At 51.0% G+C, this 16385-nt stretch carries 15 protein-coding genes; 9 read left to right on the plus strand and 6 right to left on the minus strand.

Annotated features, from left to right (window positions below; translation table 11 throughout):
• Position 1: 1 nt before the first annotated feature.
• The 4 genes from fliS to ACO0LK_RS08965 form a co-directional block, all read right to left on the minus strand.
• Positions 2–472, minus strand: a complete 471-nt coding sequence (gene fliS, locus ACO0LK_RS08950) for a flagellar export chaperone FliS (RefSeq protein WP_422974210.1) — start codon at positions 470–472, stop codon at positions 2–4.
• Positions 473–543: 71 nt separating this feature from the next.
• Positions 544–2556, minus strand: coding sequence for a flagellar filament capping protein FliD (gene fliD / locus ACO0LK_RS08955; RefSeq protein ID WP_422974212.1), 2013 nt, complete (start codon positions 2554–2556; stop codon positions 544–546).
• Positions 2557–2673: 117 nt separating this feature from the next.
• Positions 2674–3057, minus strand: a complete 384-nt coding sequence (locus ACO0LK_RS08960) for a flagellar protein FlaG (RefSeq protein ID WP_422974214.1) — start codon at positions 3055–3057, stop codon at positions 2674–2676.
• 100 nt (positions 3058–3157) lie between these two features.
• Positions 3158–4645 carry a flagellin gene (locus ACO0LK_RS08965; protein ID WP_422974216.1) on the minus strand — a complete coding sequence of 496 codons (1488 nt, stop codon included), beginning with the start codon at positions 4643–4645 and terminating at the stop codon, positions 3158–3160.
• Positions 4646–5085: 440 nt separating this feature from the next.
• Here ACO0LK_RS08965 and ACO0LK_RS08970 point away from each other — a divergent pair, with 440 nt between their 5' ends.
• From ACO0LK_RS08970 to ACO0LK_RS09005, 8 genes are read left to right on the plus strand one after another with little or no spacing between them, the layout of a single operon-like run.
• A complete protein-coding gene (locus tag ACO0LK_RS08970) occupies positions 5086–7290 on the plus strand; it encodes a tetratricopeptide repeat protein (RefSeq protein ID WP_422974218.1) in 2205 nt (734 codons plus the stop codon).
• Complete coding sequence (gene rfbF, locus ACO0LK_RS08975; RefSeq protein ID WP_422974220.1) at positions 7287–8057, plus strand: glucose-1-phosphate cytidylyltransferase; 771 nt, start codon at positions 7287–7289, stop codon at positions 8055–8057. The genes ACO0LK_RS08970 and rfbF overlap by 4 nt, the downstream gene beginning before the upstream one ends.
• Positions 8042–9184 (plus strand): CDP-glucose 4,6-dehydratase, encoded by a 1143-nt coding sequence (gene rfbG / locus ACO0LK_RS08980; RefSeq protein WP_422974222.1) that lies wholly within the window; start codon positions 8042–8044, stop codon positions 9182–9184. Before rfbF ends, rfbG begins: the two co-directional genes overlap by 16 nt.
• Positions 9185–9239: 55 nt before the next feature.
• Complete coding sequence (locus ACO0LK_RS08985; RefSeq protein ID WP_422974224.1) at positions 9240–9782, plus strand: dTDP-4-dehydrorhamnose 3,5-epimerase family protein; 543 nt, start codon at positions 9240–9242, stop codon at positions 9780–9782.
• Entirely contained in the window at positions 9779–11005 is a 1227-nt protein-coding gene (locus ACO0LK_RS08990; RefSeq protein WP_422974226.1) for a methyltransferase domain-containing protein, read from the plus strand. Before ACO0LK_RS08985 ends, ACO0LK_RS08990 begins: the two co-directional genes overlap by 4 nt.
• 45 nt (positions 11006–11050) lie before the next feature.
• Positions 11051–11539 (plus strand): acyltransferase, encoded by a 489-nt coding sequence (locus tag ACO0LK_RS08995; RefSeq protein WP_422974228.1) that lies wholly within the window; start codon positions 11051–11053, stop codon positions 11537–11539.
• On the plus strand, positions 11536–12363 hold the full coding sequence (locus ACO0LK_RS09000) for an NAD-dependent epimerase/dehydratase family protein (RefSeq protein ID WP_422974230.1): 828 nt from the start codon (positions 11536–11538) through the stop codon (positions 12361–12363). The genes ACO0LK_RS08995 and ACO0LK_RS09000 overlap by 4 nt, the downstream gene beginning before the upstream one ends.
• Positions 12360–13109 (plus strand): cephalosporin hydroxylase family protein, encoded by a 750-nt coding sequence (locus ACO0LK_RS09005; RefSeq protein ID WP_422974232.1) that lies wholly within the window; start codon positions 12360–12362, stop codon positions 13107–13109. The genes ACO0LK_RS09000 and ACO0LK_RS09005 overlap by 4 nt, the downstream gene beginning before the upstream one ends.
• A gap of 79 nt (positions 13110–13188) precedes the next feature.
• On the opposite strand, the gene ACO0LK_RS09010 is transcribed toward ACO0LK_RS09005, so the two are convergent.
• Together ACO0LK_RS09010 and ACO0LK_RS09015 are read right to left on the minus strand one after the other, a co-directional pair.
• The gene (locus ACO0LK_RS09010; RefSeq protein ID WP_422974234.1) at positions 13189–14835 is read right to left on the minus strand and encodes a GGDEF domain-containing protein; all 1647 of its coding nucleotides are present in this window, start codon (positions 14833–14835) and stop codon (positions 13189–13191) included.
• An 87-nt stretch (positions 14836–14922) separates the two neighbouring features.
• Entirely contained in the window at positions 14923–15570 is a 648-nt protein-coding gene (locus tag ACO0LK_RS09015) for a response regulator (RefSeq protein WP_422974236.1), read from the minus strand.
• A 228-nt stretch (positions 15571–15798) separates the two neighbouring features.
• On the opposite strand from ACO0LK_RS09015, the gene greB reads away from it, so the two are divergent.
• Positions 15799–16347, plus strand: coding sequence for a transcription elongation factor GreB (gene greB / locus ACO0LK_RS09020; protein ID WP_422974238.1), 549 nt, complete (start codon positions 15799–15801; stop codon positions 16345–16347).
• Positions 16348–16385 lie beyond the last annotated feature (38 nt).

Below are 16385 nucleotides of genomic sequence, written 5' to 3' on the forward strand. Positions count from 1 at the left end.
TTCAAGCCTCAACAAAGTTGGCAGGACGAGGAGACAGTGGGTCAACGTTCATTTTTGGCGCTTCCATGACAGCTTCACTGACAGGTGCAATTGCTTCCCACGAAGTTTTCAGATCCTTCAACAGATTCCTGACTTCATTGAGCATGCCGTCGTTGTTTTCCAGATTCGCCTTGATCAAACGGGCGGTCATGTACTCGTAAAGGGCATCGAGGTTATTGGCGATTTCGCCGCCTGCTTTTTTATCAAGGCTGGCGCGCAGGCCATTTTCGATAATGGCAATCGCTTTCGAAATCGACTGACCTTTAGAGGCTATTTCTCCATTGCTTAAGTGCTGCGAAGCATTGGAGATCGCCACGATTGCGCCTTCAAAAAGCATCACGATCAATTTATGGGGGCTGGCAGCAACAACACCAGTCTCTATGCCAACCTTGGCATAGGCATTTGCACCACGTACTTGAGATGAGCCAAACATAGCGATTAATCCTCTCTGATATTTTCTATTCTACTAACTACTGATATTGCTTATGCTGCTGATCCTGCTTTTTACTTCGTACTGGACGTCAATGCCGCCAGTTGCTGCGACAGGAATGAACTTGTATTGTTCAGGCTGCTTACAATCGTATCCAGGGCAGTAAATTGCGCGCGATAACGTGCTTCCGTGTCAAACAGACGGCTATTCAATATGTCGCGCTGCTTGCCGATATCTTTGATACTGCGATTGATACCGTCGGTTGCGCCCGAAATTGAACCAGAGGTGCCGACCACAGTGGAAAGCAGGGACGTTACCTGGGACGCATATCCTCTGGAAAAGTTGACTTTACCGCGTGCGCCGAGCGAGCCACCGGTGATGAGTATTTTCAAACCCTCTGCATCTGAACCGGTGGCACCAGTCAGGTATTGCCCAGAGCCAGCGGCAGTAATTCCATTCAGTTTGCCTGCGACATCAACCCCGGCAGTGCCGTTAAGAACAGTGCCTGTCAGGCTGGCTGCACCAGTACCCGTACCGTTAGCCAGCGTGACATTGGATGCGCTGCCATAATTGGTTGATTGCAATTGCAGGAAGCCACTGCCATCAATGGTGGCAGTCACTGTTGAGCCATTGTCTTTAAAAGTGGAATTGCCATTGATCGATGTTTGCAACAGAGTTGCCAGCGACGATGCTGTGTATGAACCCGCTGCCAGGGCGACGGCTGCAGTTTTACCATTCAGTGTGACATTGATAGTGGTGTTGGCCGCAATGGTTGTGTTGGCCGCTGTCAGATCCAGATCTCCCTTCAAGCCACCCTGGGTGGCGACGGCAGTTATTTCAAGACCATACGAGCCTTGCTTGGTTGCTGTAGTAGAACTGCTATAGCTGACCAGGCTGTCTGTTGCCTTGCCGACCGATGCAAACAAGCCGCTTATTTCTGAATAATTGGTACTCAGGGCCGTCTGCAATTTGGATGAGTCGACAGAAAGCGTGCCATCTTTTTGAAAGCTGATACCTATGCTTGACAAGGTGGTGATATTTCCACCCAGACCATTTACGGCAGTACTTAATGTAGACCTGACCTGGCTCTGGATGTTTCTGGCGGTCGAGTCACCTATCAGGATGCCGCCCGTTTTGGTGCTTGCATTGTAGCCCGTTAAGGTCTTCAGTGTTGCCTGAAAGTCATTAAATCCTTTTACAAAACCATTAATGGCCGATTGAATACCGCTGGTATTGGTGCTCAATGAAAGGCTGGTGGTGCCAACTTTGCTCAGATTCAGTGTGGTGCCCTGTATAGCACCAGTCACGGCATTTGAAGCGCTGGAAATGGCAATGCCATTGACGGTCAGCGCGGCATTCTGTGCTGTGGTTGTTTCTGTAAAATTCTGAGCACCTGCCGGATCATAATTAACCAGGCTTTGTATAGCGGCATCACCAGACGCCGTGATCTTGAGACTGGATGTCGCTCCGGTCTTGGCTGAAGTAAGTACAAGATGGTAAGGCGTAGCACTACCGTCGCCAACAATGGCGGCGGTTGCGCCGACATTCGCGGCATTAATTGCATCGCGTATGCCTTGCAACGAGTTATTCGCGCCGTCGATTGTGACGGTGCCAATAGACTGGGTTGCATCCTGTGTGAACGTAGCGCCTGTGTACACGCCGTTTGCTGACGTGCCACCGCTAATGGCGCCGAACTCAAAAGTGATGGTTGTGCTGGTACCGCTTCCTATGCTGGCGGTGGAGCTGGCCTGGCCAGCACTGGAAATAGTTTGTGCCTGTGCGAGCTTGGTCACATTGACATTATAGCTGCCCTGGGTGGAGACACTGGTAGTGGTGGCTGACAAAATGGAGCTATCACCGGCAGATGCATTCAGAGACTGAAAGGTACCCAGATTGCTGAGTCCGGTAACATTCGACTGAAACACACTGAGTGCGCTGTTGAGCGTACCGTAAGCAGACAGCTTTGCCTGAAAGCTGGCTTCTTTTTTCGCCAATGTGGTCAGGGGCTGGCTCTCGACCGTCATTAACTTTGAAATCAGACCGTTGACGTCCAGATTGGCGCCTAAGCCTGTAGATTGTATGCCCACGTTATTCCCCCTTGTCAGACCGTACTGTACTAAATTATCGGCTAAGGCAAACTAGACTTTAGAGGGGAATTTACGTGCCAATTTAAAATTTAGGTGTAAGACTGACTAAATAAATGATTAAGCTTGCTGTTTAATTAAGAGACCTTGTAGTTTATCTAAGGAACGCGATATTTCAAGGGCTTCTTCGGAAGGAATCTGACGCAAAACCTCTTTGGTTTGCTGGTCAACCACCTTCACGACTACTTTATTACTATGTTCCTCTACACTGAATTCTAGAGACTGTGACAGAGACTGGATAGTTTTATTGATATCGTCGACTGCCTTGGTCACTTTGTCGATTGCTGGCGGTGACGATGCAGATGATGCGGCTTTGACGGCATCGATGGTCTGAGTTGAAGCAGCTGCTGACTTGTATACCTGTGCGTTGCTGTCAGTTCCTGCTGGTCTATCCGTGATCAGTTGTCCAGATTGAGAAGTATTCCCTATCGATCGGATGTCCATGATCTTTTCCTTCAAGAAAAATACCCCTGGTCAAAATCTTGACCAGGGGGACATGCTTTATGCTTTAAGTATAGACCTAATTTACATAAGCCTACTGCTATTAGCCACGCAACAGGGCCAGAACGCCGTTTGGCAAGCCGTTAGCCTGAGCCAAAATCGCTGTACCAGCTTGTTGCAAGACCTGACCACGTGTCAGAGATGCTGTTTCCTGAGCGAAGTCTGCATCGCGGATACGGCTGCGGGATGCTGTCAAGTTTTCAGAGTTAGTCTGCAAGCTTTCGATCGCGGAAGAGAAACGGTTTTGATACGCACCCAGAGAAGCACGGGAACTATTGATCGATTGCAAGGCCGCATCAATCGTCGTCAACGCGGCGGTGGCCCCGGCAGCAGTACCCAGATTCAGTGAAGATACACCCGCACCGACAGTGACCGAAGCAGAAGTGAAGCCACCAGTCAGGTTGGCAGCTGTCAGACCAGTACCAGTACCGTTAGCCAGAGTAATACCGGCAGAGCTGGTGGAAGTCAGGGACAGTGTCGATGTTGCAATATCAGTTGCACCAGTTGCAGATACAGTGATACCTGTGTTGGCAGCAGCTGCAGCAGCATTGGTGCTGGCAGTCACAGTGATGTTACGGCCATCAGCAGCAGCCAGTGCAACTGCACCAGTTGTTGTATTGAATGTTGCAGTAACGCCTGTTTGTGTACTGATTGCATTAACAGCAGCTGCAACTTGAGCACCACGTTGTGCGCCGGAAGTCGAAGCACTCAAGGCACCCAGATTTACGCCGTTAATAGTGATGTCGCCGGAGGCAATCGCTGTTGCGGATGTGCTGGCTGTACCGGCAACTGTAGTGGAACCTACAGTGGCTGTAACACCTGTGCTGCCGCTGATCGCATTGATCGCTGCTGCTTTAGCGATACCGCTGCCTGTGGAGTTGGAGAAAGATACGCCGTCAGCTGCAGATGCGCCAACCTGGAAACCGTTGATGGACAGGTCACCAGCAGCCAGGGCTGTAGTAGTAACTGCACCGGCACCGGCTACTGTCGTAGCGTAACTGGAAGATGCGCCAACACCCAGAGCGCTAGATTTTGCGCTGCTGATGGAAGCGATATTGATTTGATCGTTTGCGGTACCGTTGGCGCCAACTTGGAAAGTTTGTGCAGAGAAGCTACCGTCGAGCAGGTTCACGCCGTTGAAGTTGGTGCTGCTGGCAACGCGGTTAATTTCAGAAATCAACTGACTTGCTTCGTTGTTCAGAGCAGCACGATCAGAAACGCTGTTGGAGCCGTTGGCAGATTGTACGGCCAGATCACGGATACGTTGCAAGTTGGAACCGATCTGTTGTAACGCGCCCTCAGCGGTTTGCGCCAGAGAGATACCATCGTTCGCATTACGTGCAGCTTGATTCAAGCCGCCGATTTGAGAAGACAGACGTTCGGAAATAGCCAGACCAGCGGCATCGTCTTTCGCGCTATTAATACGCAGACCGGAAGACAGACGTTGCAGGGAAGTGTTCAGAGCAGATTGGGATGTGCTCAAGTTACGTTGTGCATTCAGCGATGCAATATTGGTATTAATAACAGCCATGGTGATTCTCCCTAAGTTATTCAAATTGGCGTAGTAGCCTGAAACTTTGGTCTTTCGTGCTGACTATTGGACCGCCGTTGTAAAGGGTATCGGTACAGACTAAAAAAGTTTTAGCGTGTTTCTGAAAATAAATGTTATTTTTTTCGCTCAAGTTTTAAAGATGTTTCCGTTTGTCGGCGCTTTTTTTGAATACTTTAGGGCTAAATTTGATTTAGTTTTAGGGCCTTATTTAACATATGGAAACGAATTCATTAGCTATACAATAAGCCTGAGCTGGGTAGTTTCTGGTATTTTCCTGTTTAAAGAGGCAAAGCTGTCTTCACAGTAGTGTAAAAAAGTACAGAAATACGCAGAAATGTAAAATCGGTTTGGTTGAACGCCTTATTGGCGTGTTTGGGCTTATTTGTTTAATAATAATTACACCTTATCAGGGCGCAGGCATGAGTAAATCCAGTTTTGATGCACGAAAGGCAATGCGCGAAGTTAACAAACACTTTGATGCAGGTGCTTTACCCCAGGCCAAACAGGTTTGCCTGAATATCATCAGACATTTCCCCCGTCATCCTGATGCCTTATATGCACTGGCCAGGATATGCGGTGACTTGAATGAGTGCGATGAAGCCATGCAGTATCTGAAGCTGGCATTCGACGTCATGCCGCATTTTCCGGACAACAGAAAAGTCGCTTTCGGTATTTTTAATAAATACCTGCTTGGTAAGCAGTATGTGCAACTGGAAGAAGCCAGTTTGTGGCTGTCCAGATATTTACCGCGTGACGGTATAGTCTGGGATTATCTGGGTGTGGCCCGCATCGAGCAGGCCAAATTTGCCGATGCGCTCCCAGTTTTGACCAGGGCGCTGGAACTGCTGCCAACCAATCCGCACATCCTGGTGAATATGGGCAATGTCCTGATTTCTCTGGAGCGGTGTGCGGATGCCATCGTATATCTTGAAAAAGCCCTGGCGATACAGCCCAATATGGTAGTGGGTCTGAATAATCTGGGTAATGCCATGCGATTTATTGGCAGGACCGAAGACGCCATAGAGAATATATCGAAGGCTATACAGATTGATCCAAGTCAGCCATACCTGTTTAATAATCTTGGACTGGCTTACCGTGAACACGGTATGTACAGCTTCGCCATTTTGCAATACCGGCATGCTCTCGAACTGCAACCGGATCTGTTGCAGGTTTATCCCAACCTGATTGACGCCCTGCGCCAGAATGGCCAGGTACAGGAATCGATAGAATGTGGTCAGCATGCATTGACGCTGACCCACGATATTCCCGAAATCTGGGCTGCTTATGGCGATACCCTGCGTGAAGCCAATCATCTGGATGCGGCTATTGAAGCCTATATCAAGGCTTTGTCATTCAAGGAAGATGGACAATCTTCTTTCAATCGCAAGATCTACACCAATTTATTGTTTTGCCTGAATTACCACCCGGACCTGACGCCAGAGGTGATTTATAACGCCTACCATGAGTTTGACCTGCGCTTTGCCGCGCCGCTGAAGGCGCAATGGAAGAAGTTTGAGAATGCGCGCGTTCCCGGCAAGCGTCTGAAAGTGGGTTATGTGACCCAGGCTTTCTATAATCATGTCTGTAAATACTTCCTGCTGCCGCTGCTGGAAGGGCATGACAAGGATCAGGTAGAAGTCTATGCCTATGCCAATCCGCCTTTTGAAGACGATGTCACCGGGTATTATAAAAAACATATAGACCACTGGGTTCCAACCCGTGACATGACGGATGACGTGCTGGCCGAAAGAATACGGGCTGACGGCATCGATATCCTGGTCGATGTGGCTGGCCACACCAACGGCAACCGCCTGCCGGTATTTGCCCGCAAGCCGGCCCCGGTATCCCTGCACTGGCTGGAATATGGCTACACCACGGGTTTAAGTGCCATTGATTATTACCTGACCGACAAGCCGACCATCACCGACAATTGCGCACATCTGTTTGCCGAAAAAGTCTGGTGCCTGGATGGACCCGCCTATGTATACAGGCCAGACACCAGAAAGGCAGAATTGGGTCCGCCGCCTTTTGAATCAAATGGCGTAATTACCTTTGGCAGTCTGTCGCGTTCGACACGTATCAACCACCGGGTGGTGCGCGTATGGGCAACCATACTTGACGCCATGCCAAATTCGCAACTGATTATCAATAGTGGCGATTTTAAAGATCCCCAGGTACAGGATGAAATGGCGTCACGCTTCATGCGGTATGGCATAGACCGTTCAAGATTGCTGATTGGTTTCACTTCACCTTCATGGGAAGTGCTCAAACATATAGATATTGGTCTGGATTGCTTCCCGCATAATTCCGGAACGACCTTGCTGGAATCATTGTATATGGGCATTCCTTTCATCTCATTGACAGACAGGCCATCGGTAGGCCGTATCGGTGCCAGTATCCTGACAGCAGCAGGGCATGAAGAATGGATTGCCGCTACAGAAGATGAATACGCCCAAAAAGCAGTTATCCTGGCGCATGATCTTGATACCTTGCGCCGCCTGCGTGGCAGTTTGCGCACAGAAATGGAACAGTCGCTGCTGATGGATGAGCCGGCATTTGCCCGTTCGGTAGAAAAAGCCTATCGTCAGATGTGGAATATCTATTGTGAAGGACCCGAGCAATGAAAGCAGTGATCCTGGCCGGTGGTTTGGGCACGCGGATTTCCGAAGAGACGCATCTCAAGCCCAAACCCATGATAGAAATTGGTGGCCACCCCATACTCTGGCACATCATGAAATCCTATTCTGCCCATGGCGTGAATGAATTCGTGATTTGCTGCGGCTATAAGGGTTATCTGATCAAGGAATATTTTGCCAATTATTTTTTGCATATGTCGGATGTCACTTTCAACATGCAAAACAATAGTATGGAAGTGCATGAACATCATGCCGAACCTTGGAAGGTGACGCTGGTGGACACCGGCGAAGACACCATGACTGGCGGCAGGCTCAAACGGGTTGCCCGTTATCTGCAAAATGAAGAGGCGTTTTGCTTTACCTATGGGGATGGTGTGGCCGATCTCGATATCGCTGCCTCCATCGCCTTTCATAAGGCGCATGGCAAACTGGCGACCGTAACAGCGGTCTTGCCGCCTGGTCGATATGGTGCACTGGAACGTGACGGCGATCAGGTGAGCGGTTTTACCGAAAAACCGCGTGGTGACGGTGGCTGGATCAATGGCGGCTATTTTGTGTTGTCTCCCAAGGTGCTGGATCTGATCGATGGTGATCCGACCAGTTGGGAATCGGAACCTCTGAACGGCCTGGCAGCACGCCAGGAATTGATGGCTTTTGAACATTCAGGATTCTGGCAACCCATGGACACCCTGCGTGAGAAAAACCTGCTGGAAGATTTGTGGCAGTCAGGAAATGCCCCGTGGCGAGTGTGGTAAACATGACGGCAAGCATACAAAACATTGTTCAACATAATTGTGCTATTCCCGATGCCGAGTTTTGGTGCGGTAAACGGGTGCTGCTGACCGGGCATACCGGCTTCAAAGGCGCCTGGTTTGCCAACTGGCTGGCGCACATGGGCGCGGTTGTGCATGGGCTGGCGCTGCCACCAGAGTCGCGCCCCAATCTGTTTGATGCGCTGGAGATTGATAAAAAGATACATAGCCACTTTGGTGACATACGCCAGTTTGATACCGTCAAACTGGCCGTGGATGCGGCACGGCCTGACATTGTCTTCCATCTGGCCGCCCAGGCACTGGTCAGGGCCAGTTACAAGCAACCGCTGGCGACTTTTGAAACCAATGTCATGGGTACCGCCAATCTGCTGGAGGCACTGCGTGGCCGTCCGGACGTGAAAGTCGCCCTGATGGTGACCACGGACAAGGTATATCGCAACCGCGAGCAGTTGGCACCATACCCCGAAACCGCAGAATTGGGCGGGCATGACCCGTATAGCGCCAGCAAGGCCGCATCAGAACTGGTATTGGCCAGCTATCGCGATTCTTTCCTGCACGAGCAGGGTACGGCCATATTGGCCGCACGCGCCGGCAATGTCATCGGTGGTGGAGACTGGTCAGAAGACCGCCTGCTGCCGGATGCAGTGCGGGCCTGGCGCAACGGCGACACCCTGCACATCAGGCGGCCCGATTCAGTACGTCCCTGGCAACATGTGCTGGAGCCACTGTCTGCTTATTTATGTCTGGCACAACATGCCTGGAGCAATCCGGCGACCAGTCCGGCATGGAATATAGGGCCGGATGGGGCTGCCAGTGTCAGGGAAGTGGTGCAACTGGCGCATGCTGCCTATGGCAAGGGCCAGATTGAATTTGCCACCGAAATAAGTGGCCCGCATGAGGCCGGATTACTGGCGCTGGATGCCAGTAAGCTCAGACAGACGCTGGGCATAGCTCCGCGCTGGAAACTGGGTACAGCGGTAGAGCACAGCATGCGCTGGTACCGTGATTTTGAAAATGGCATGTCGGCAGATGCGCTGTGCGCGCGCGATATGGATGACTATCTGCATGCGGCGCAATTCTTCGCAGAACAGCCAGGCCAGCCTGCATGAACGATATGCTGATAACTTCAAAAGGGCTATGAGTATGTCCGGGCGATTTGATTTCTTGGCCACACCGATAACGGGTTTGCAACTGGTGCAAAGGAAGCCGCGTGGCGATCAGCGCGGTTATCTGCAAAGACTGTTTTGTGCAGAGGATATGCAAACGCTTGGCTGGACAGCACCGATAGCGCAAATCAACCACACCTATACTGCCCGCAAGGGCACATTGCGCGGCCTGCATTTGCAATTGCTGCCATTTGCCGAGATGAAGCTGGTCAGTTGCATGAAGGGGGAGGTGTGGGATGTCGCGGTGGACTTGCGCGCAGGTTCACCACATTTTCTGCAATGGCATGCCGTCCTGCTGTCGGCAGAGAATCAACGTTCTTACCTGATACCGGCTGGCTTTGCCCACGGTTTCCAGACCATGACAGATGACGTGGAAATGCTGTATTGTCATAGTCAGCCCTACATGCCAGCCAGTGAAATGGGGGTGCATCCAATGGATAAGCGCCTGGCCATCACCTGGCCCCTGGCGGCGAGCGAAATGTCAGACCGGGATAATCAGGGAATATTGCTGGATACAGATTTTCAAGGAGTAAATGTATGAAGTGCAGGCATTGTGGCCATGAATTGACCCAGAGTTTTCTTGATCTGGGTTCTGCCCCTCCATCCAATGCATATTTGCGTCCGGATACCTTGAACACTTCTGAAATCTGGCTGCCCATGAAGCTCATGGTGTGTGATGCCTGCTGGTTGGTGCAAACCATAGACTTTACTGGCCGTGAAAATCTGTTTGATGCCGAATACGCATATTTCAGTTCATGCTCGTCAAGTTGGTTGCAGCATGCCAAACGATTTGTGGAAGACATGCGCCGCGAATTCAAGCTCGGCGAACAAAGCCTGGTCATGGAGGTGGCCGCCAATGACGGGTACCTGCTGCAATATGTGATGGAAGCTGGCATCCCCTGTTTTGGCGTGGAACCTACTTCCAGCACGGCGACAGCAGCGCGCGAAAAAGGCATACGCATCATAGAACGCTTCTTTGGAGCCGAACTGGCGCATGAGTTGCTGGCCACCGAGGGGCGGGTCGATCTGGCGGTGGCAAACAATGTACTGGCGCACGTGCCAGATATCAATGATTTTGTCCGTGGCTTTGCCGATATTCTTAGTGAGCAGGGTGTGGCCAGTTTTGAATTTCCGCATTTGCTGAACATGGTGCAGCAAAATCAGTTTGATACTGCCTACCATGAGCATTATTCTTATCTGTCCCTGCATGCAGTCAAGACCGTGTTTGAACGCAATGGCCTGCATATATTTGATGTGCAGGAATGGCCTACCCATGGTGGCAGCTTGCGTGTGCTGGCCCAAAGAGCCGACATTCGCCATTACCCTGAAAAAGATAGTGTCAGCCAGTTGCTGCAAGTGGAGCACGAAGCTGGCATGACGACCCTGGATTTCTACCGGCGTGCCCAGGAAAGGGCAGAAGAAGCCAAGTTTGGCTTGCTGGAATTTTTGCTGGATGCCAAACGCAAGGGCAAGCGCGTCGCCGCCTATGGCGCGGCAGCCAAAGGCAATACCCTGCTTAATTTTTCTGGCGTGCGCCCGGACCTGTTGCCCTATGTGGTCGATATCAATACGCATAAACAGGGCAAATACATGCCCGGCAGCCGGATACCAATTGTCAATGCCGCTTACCTGCTGGCAGACAAGCCGGATTATGTGCTGATCCTGCCCTGGAATCTGAAGACGGAAATCATGCGTGACCTGGCTGCGGTTGAAGAGTGGGGTGGGCATTTTGTCGTGGCAGTTCCCGAGTTAATGAAGATTTAAGCATCACCTGACAATGATGAGAGTAACGATGAAAGTGCTTGAGGCGTGATAGACATACATCCCGACGCACGTGTATCCAGGCTGGCTGATATTGAAGATTCAGTCAGGGGGACACGTATTGTTGTCGCTGCCTTTGCCTGCATAGACAGTTTCGTCAAGATCAAACCCGCAGGTGGTGCCGGCGACGTCATCATCGGTGAGCGTAGTGTGGTGAATTCTGGCTGTGTACTGTACACAGGAAATGGTATCCATATAGGCAATGACGTGGCTATCGCGGCCAATTGTACGTTTGCCCCGGTCAATCATGCATATCAGGACAAAAACAGACGTATCAATCAGCAAGGCTTTTTGCCCAGCAAGGGTGGCATTGTGATTGAGGATGATGTCTGGATCGGCGCCAATTGCATCATTCTGGATGGTGCTATCCTGCGTAAGGGTTGTGTTATCGGGGCCGGGTCTATCGTCCGTGGCGAAATTGCTGCCTATTCGATACAGGTTGGCAACCCATTGAGGCAGATAGGGGAGCGCAAATGATATCGAACGCGCTTCAGGCTCCACGTGCAACCCTGATCGGTGGCAAAGGCTTCATAGGCAGGCATTTGCACCTGACCTTGCAGGCCGCGGGCTGGAACAGTTATGTCGCTGAAAAAGCAGACCCACGCCTGATGGATGAAGACCTGGGGCATGTTTTTTACTGTGCAGGTCTGACGGCTGACTTTCGCCAGCGACCCTATGCAACAGTAGATGCACATGTCCATCTGCTGTCCGATATATTGCAACGCAGCCAGTTTAGCAGCCTGACTTATCTGTCCAGCACCCGTGTGTATGCCGGGGCAACGTCTACTGACGAGCAGGCCGCACTGACAGTAAATCCGAATCTTGCGGGCGATTTATACAATATCTCCAAATTGATGGGCGAAAGCTTGTGCCTGAACAGCCAGCGCAATGTCAGGGTAGTGCGCTTGTCGAATGTATATGGGCAAGGCATGCCGGAGCAGAATTTTTTATCCGAAATACTGCGCGATGCTGCCGGTAATAAAAAACTGTTGTTCCGTTCCGCCGCCAGCTCTGAAAAAGATTATATTGCCGTGGCTGATGTTGTGCGTTGCCTGCCGCTGATTGCAACGGCAGGTGAATCAGGTATTTACAATCTGGCCAGCGGCCATAATACTTCTCATGCCAGCCTGGCTGCGCAATTGCAGACACTGGGTGTGGCCTGTGCATTTGAAGAACAGGCGCCCGAACTACGCTTTCCCCGGATTTCTACGACAAAACTGCATACCTTGTGTGGCTCCATGCAAGGTGATTTGAATACTGAACTGCCGGTCCTTTTTAACTATTACGCCAGGATGCCATGAACCCGATCAAACAATTCGAAGCTGAACGTGACCAACGCATAGAGCAACTGGGCCAGGATAGCGAGTTCAGGGAACAGTCGCGCAGCTGGCTGGAACAAAGCATGCGACGCCAGTATGTGTACAACTTTTCCTGGCTGGGCCGGCCCATCATACAAAACCCCATCGACATGGTCGCCATGCAGGAAATCATCTGGAACGTGCAGCCTGACCTGATTATAGAAACCGGCATTGCGCATGGCGGCTCGATTATTTATTCGGCTTCAATGCTGGAATTGAATGCCGCCTGTGGCGGTAATCCGGATGCTCTGGTGCTCGGCATAGACATCGATATCCGCCAGCACAACAAGGATGCGATTTTGCAGCACCCAATGGCCAAACGCATACAAATGCTGCAAGGTTCCAGTGTTGCGCCAGAGATTGTGCAACAGGTGCAGGATATTGCACGTGGCAAGCAGCGTATCGTTGTGTTCCTGGATTCAAATCACACGCATGAGCATGTGCTGGCAGAGCTACAGGCGTATGCTCCGCTGGTCAGCAAAGACAGTTACTGCGTGGTGTTTGACACCTTTGTGGAGGATGTGCCGGCAGATGTCTTTGATAACCGCCCCTGGCAGCCAGGCAACAGCCCCAAGACAGCAGTGCATGAATACCTGAAGACACACCCGGAATTTGTCATCGACAAGAGCATACACAACAAACTGCAGATTACTGTCGCACCAGATGGCTTCCTGAAGCGCATACAGTAAGTTGCCTGGCCCAGGGGTTTGCGGATAAAAAACGCAGGCATCAGGCCTGCGTTTTTATTGATGCGTGCTGTTTGATAGCTCAGGGTGCCTTGATCACCCGGTTTTTGCCTGACTGTTTGGCCTCGTACATGGCTTTGTCTGCCCGTTTGATAGTGGCATCCTGCGGTTCTTTCGGGTTGCGCAAGGCGACACCGGCACTGAAGGTAATAAACAGCCTTTGTTCGTTTGCCGTAAAAAAGTGCTTGGTCAGCTCGCGCTGCACACGTATCATCGCCTGCGCGGCTTCCTCTAGCTCGGTTTCCGGCATGATGATGACAAATTCTTCACCACCATAGCGGGCTACCATATCGATAGAACGCAGGGTTTGCTTGACTATGCGCACCAGATGCACCAGTGCTTCGTCACCTGCCGCATGGCCGTGAGTGTCATTGAGTTTTTTGAAATTGTCCAGATCAAGCAAGGCAACACACAACGGGGTTTGCCGGCGGTCCGCACGGTCTGCTTCACGCTCGAACACATCATCCATACCGCGTCGGTTCAGGCTGCCGGTAAGCTGATCTTCCCTGACCAGTTCACTCATCTGGGCGAGTTTGTTTTCCAGTTCCTTGATGCGTGCTTCTGCTTCAGTGACTTCTTTCTGTGCCGCCACGATCATGTCCCTGGAGCGCAGGGTTTCAACCTGGACTTCCTTGGTTTCATTGAGAATACTGGTGATCAGGCCGTTGACTTCAGCAATATCTCTGGCGGTACTCAATTGCGCTGAATAGGCTCCCATTTTATGCTGGTAGGCACCAGTACTGTCAGCCATGGCGTTGAGCCTGTCGATAAACGCCGTCATCATATTTTTGACGGAGGTTTTTGACTCTGCAATGCTGGATTTCAGTATGCCCTGCTTGTAGATCACGTCTTTCAGGCTGCGGGTGGCTTCTTGCAAGGCGCGGTGATCTATTGGGCCGGCTATCAGATTCTGCACCACTTCAATCTGGCCGCGCAGCCAGTTATCGTTATCGAGCAGATCATGAATATTCGTCAACAATAAATCAAACAGGCGCAACAGTAGTTCCTGCTGTTCTGCACTGTCACCGCTTTGCAATTCGATTTGAAAGCATAATTGTTTGAGGCGAGCGGCAATGTGGTTCAGTTCACTTTCGTTGCCTGCAATTTTGACTGCCTGTGCCAGACTTTCAGATTCGCCGGCCAGCGGTGGGCTGGGTTTGAGCAGCGAGGTCAGCGCCAGCGCCAGTGTGCGATGCAGCAAATCTTTGAGCAAGCGTACCCGCGTATCTTCAACTGGCACATCATCCACTAGCGAGATATTTTTTGTCTGCGGCACCGGTGCCGGATCAACCAGGCTGATATTGTTGCTGCTTGGTGCGGGGGGCGGGGCGGTAATGCGTTCTGTCAGTTGTGTCAGCGCACGACCCAGGTCAGGCCAGTTGCCGGATTTAATCGCACGATTAACGCGCAGGCCAAAGGTCGATAAATCGGTTTGCGAGGCTTGCAGACCGGTAGCGAAACTACCCAGTAAATTTTCGGCTTCCGATACAGGAGCTAAAGCTTCGGCAACGACTGCCGGTGGTGGTTCAATCACACCGGATATGTCGTTATACAGTTTCTGGTATGCGTCAGGTGTAGGCGCAATTCTTTGTATGGCCAATTGCCGGAAGGTTTCGCGCGCGATGTCAGTCGGGGTTTTGAATTGCGAATTATTTGGAGTTTTTGACATGGTGCTCTGCCAATGGCGTTACCAACAAAGGTGTTGCAATAAAAGTATTGCTGAAGTTCTGGTCGGATTACACATCGATATTGCCTTCTAATCTACAAGCTGATTCTTGATGGCATAGTGCGTTAACTCTGCATTGTGCCGCAATTTCATCTTCAAAAGAATTCTCGAGCGGTATTCGCTAATGGTTTTTACAGAAAGTGACAATTCTTTTGCAATGTCACTGACCGATTTGCCCGAGGCGATCAGCGTCATGGTTTGAAACTCACGGTCTGAAAGAGTCTTGTGCAGGGCATCTTCATGTTCCTGGTTGAGATTGTTGGCCAGTTCCTGTGCCAGTTGCGGGCTGATGTATTTCAGGCCGCGTGCAATCTGGCGTATGGCATCCAGAATCTGGCTGCCTGCGCTTTGCTTGTTCAGGTAACCAGCTGCCCCGGCTTTTAGTGCCCGCACTGCATACTGGTCTTCCCTATGAATGGAAAACATCAGCACGGCAACCGCAGGGTTTTCTGATTTGATCTGTTTCAGCACTTCGATACCGTTCTTGTCGGGCAGGGAAATATCCAGCAAAATCACTTGCAGCTCATGCTGGCGGCATAGGCGTATGGCTTCCAGGCCGGTTTCTGCTTCGGCAACGACGGCGATATCCGCACTGGTAGCTATGATGCTTTTAATGCCTTCGCGGACAACCGCATGATCGTCTACGATAAGTACATTAATTGCTGCTTTTTCTGTCATGCAAAATCCATTTCTTGTTCAGACATCTGCACATTACTGAAGGATGCAAAGCTTGCCACACCATGCGGGCATCGCTAGAGGGCTTGGTTTGAACCAGATCGTAGCGGTAACATTCTTGCTTTAAATTTAATTGCATCCTACATGCAGATCCTAGCTATTTTATAAGGGATGCACAGATTTTGGTGCTACAAAGAAAATTAAATCCTTCAAGTCCGTTACAATCACGCAATGAGCAAAGCATTTACCAAAGAGTCAGACTCCGATGACGACGAAGAATTCGCCGCACCGGCTATTCCTGCTGGCGTAAAAAACTACATGACGCCGGAGGGACACCAGCGCATGAAGGAAGAGTTCTTGCATCTGATGGACGTGGAACGACCCGAAATAGTCAATATTGTGCATTGGGCGGCGTCAAATGGTGACCGCTCAGAGAATGGTGATTATATCTATGGCAAACGGCGCCTGCGTGAAATAGACCGGCGCATACGCTTTCTGACCAAGCGCCTTGATATTGCCGAAGTATTTGATTCCAGCGTCCATCATGGCTCGGATCAGGTATTTTTTGGTGCCACCGTTACCTATGAAAACCAGCATGGCGATGAAGTGACTGTCCGCATCGTCGGAGTAGATGAATTTGATCCTCTGCAAGGCAAGATCAGCTGGATATCACCAGTGGCCCGCGCCCTGATCAAGGCCAGGATAGGCGATACCGTGACCCTGCGCACGCCTGGTGGGGTTGATGAGCTGACGATTCTGGAAGTTGACTACCCGGCGTGAACTTGCGGCAGTATGGTTTGCTAGCTGGCGTGTGTTTG

The organism is Undibacterium sp. Ji49W (assembly GCF_049340205.1).
GTDB lineage: Bacteria > Pseudomonadota > Gammaproteobacteria > Burkholderiales > Burkholderiaceae_D > Undibacterium.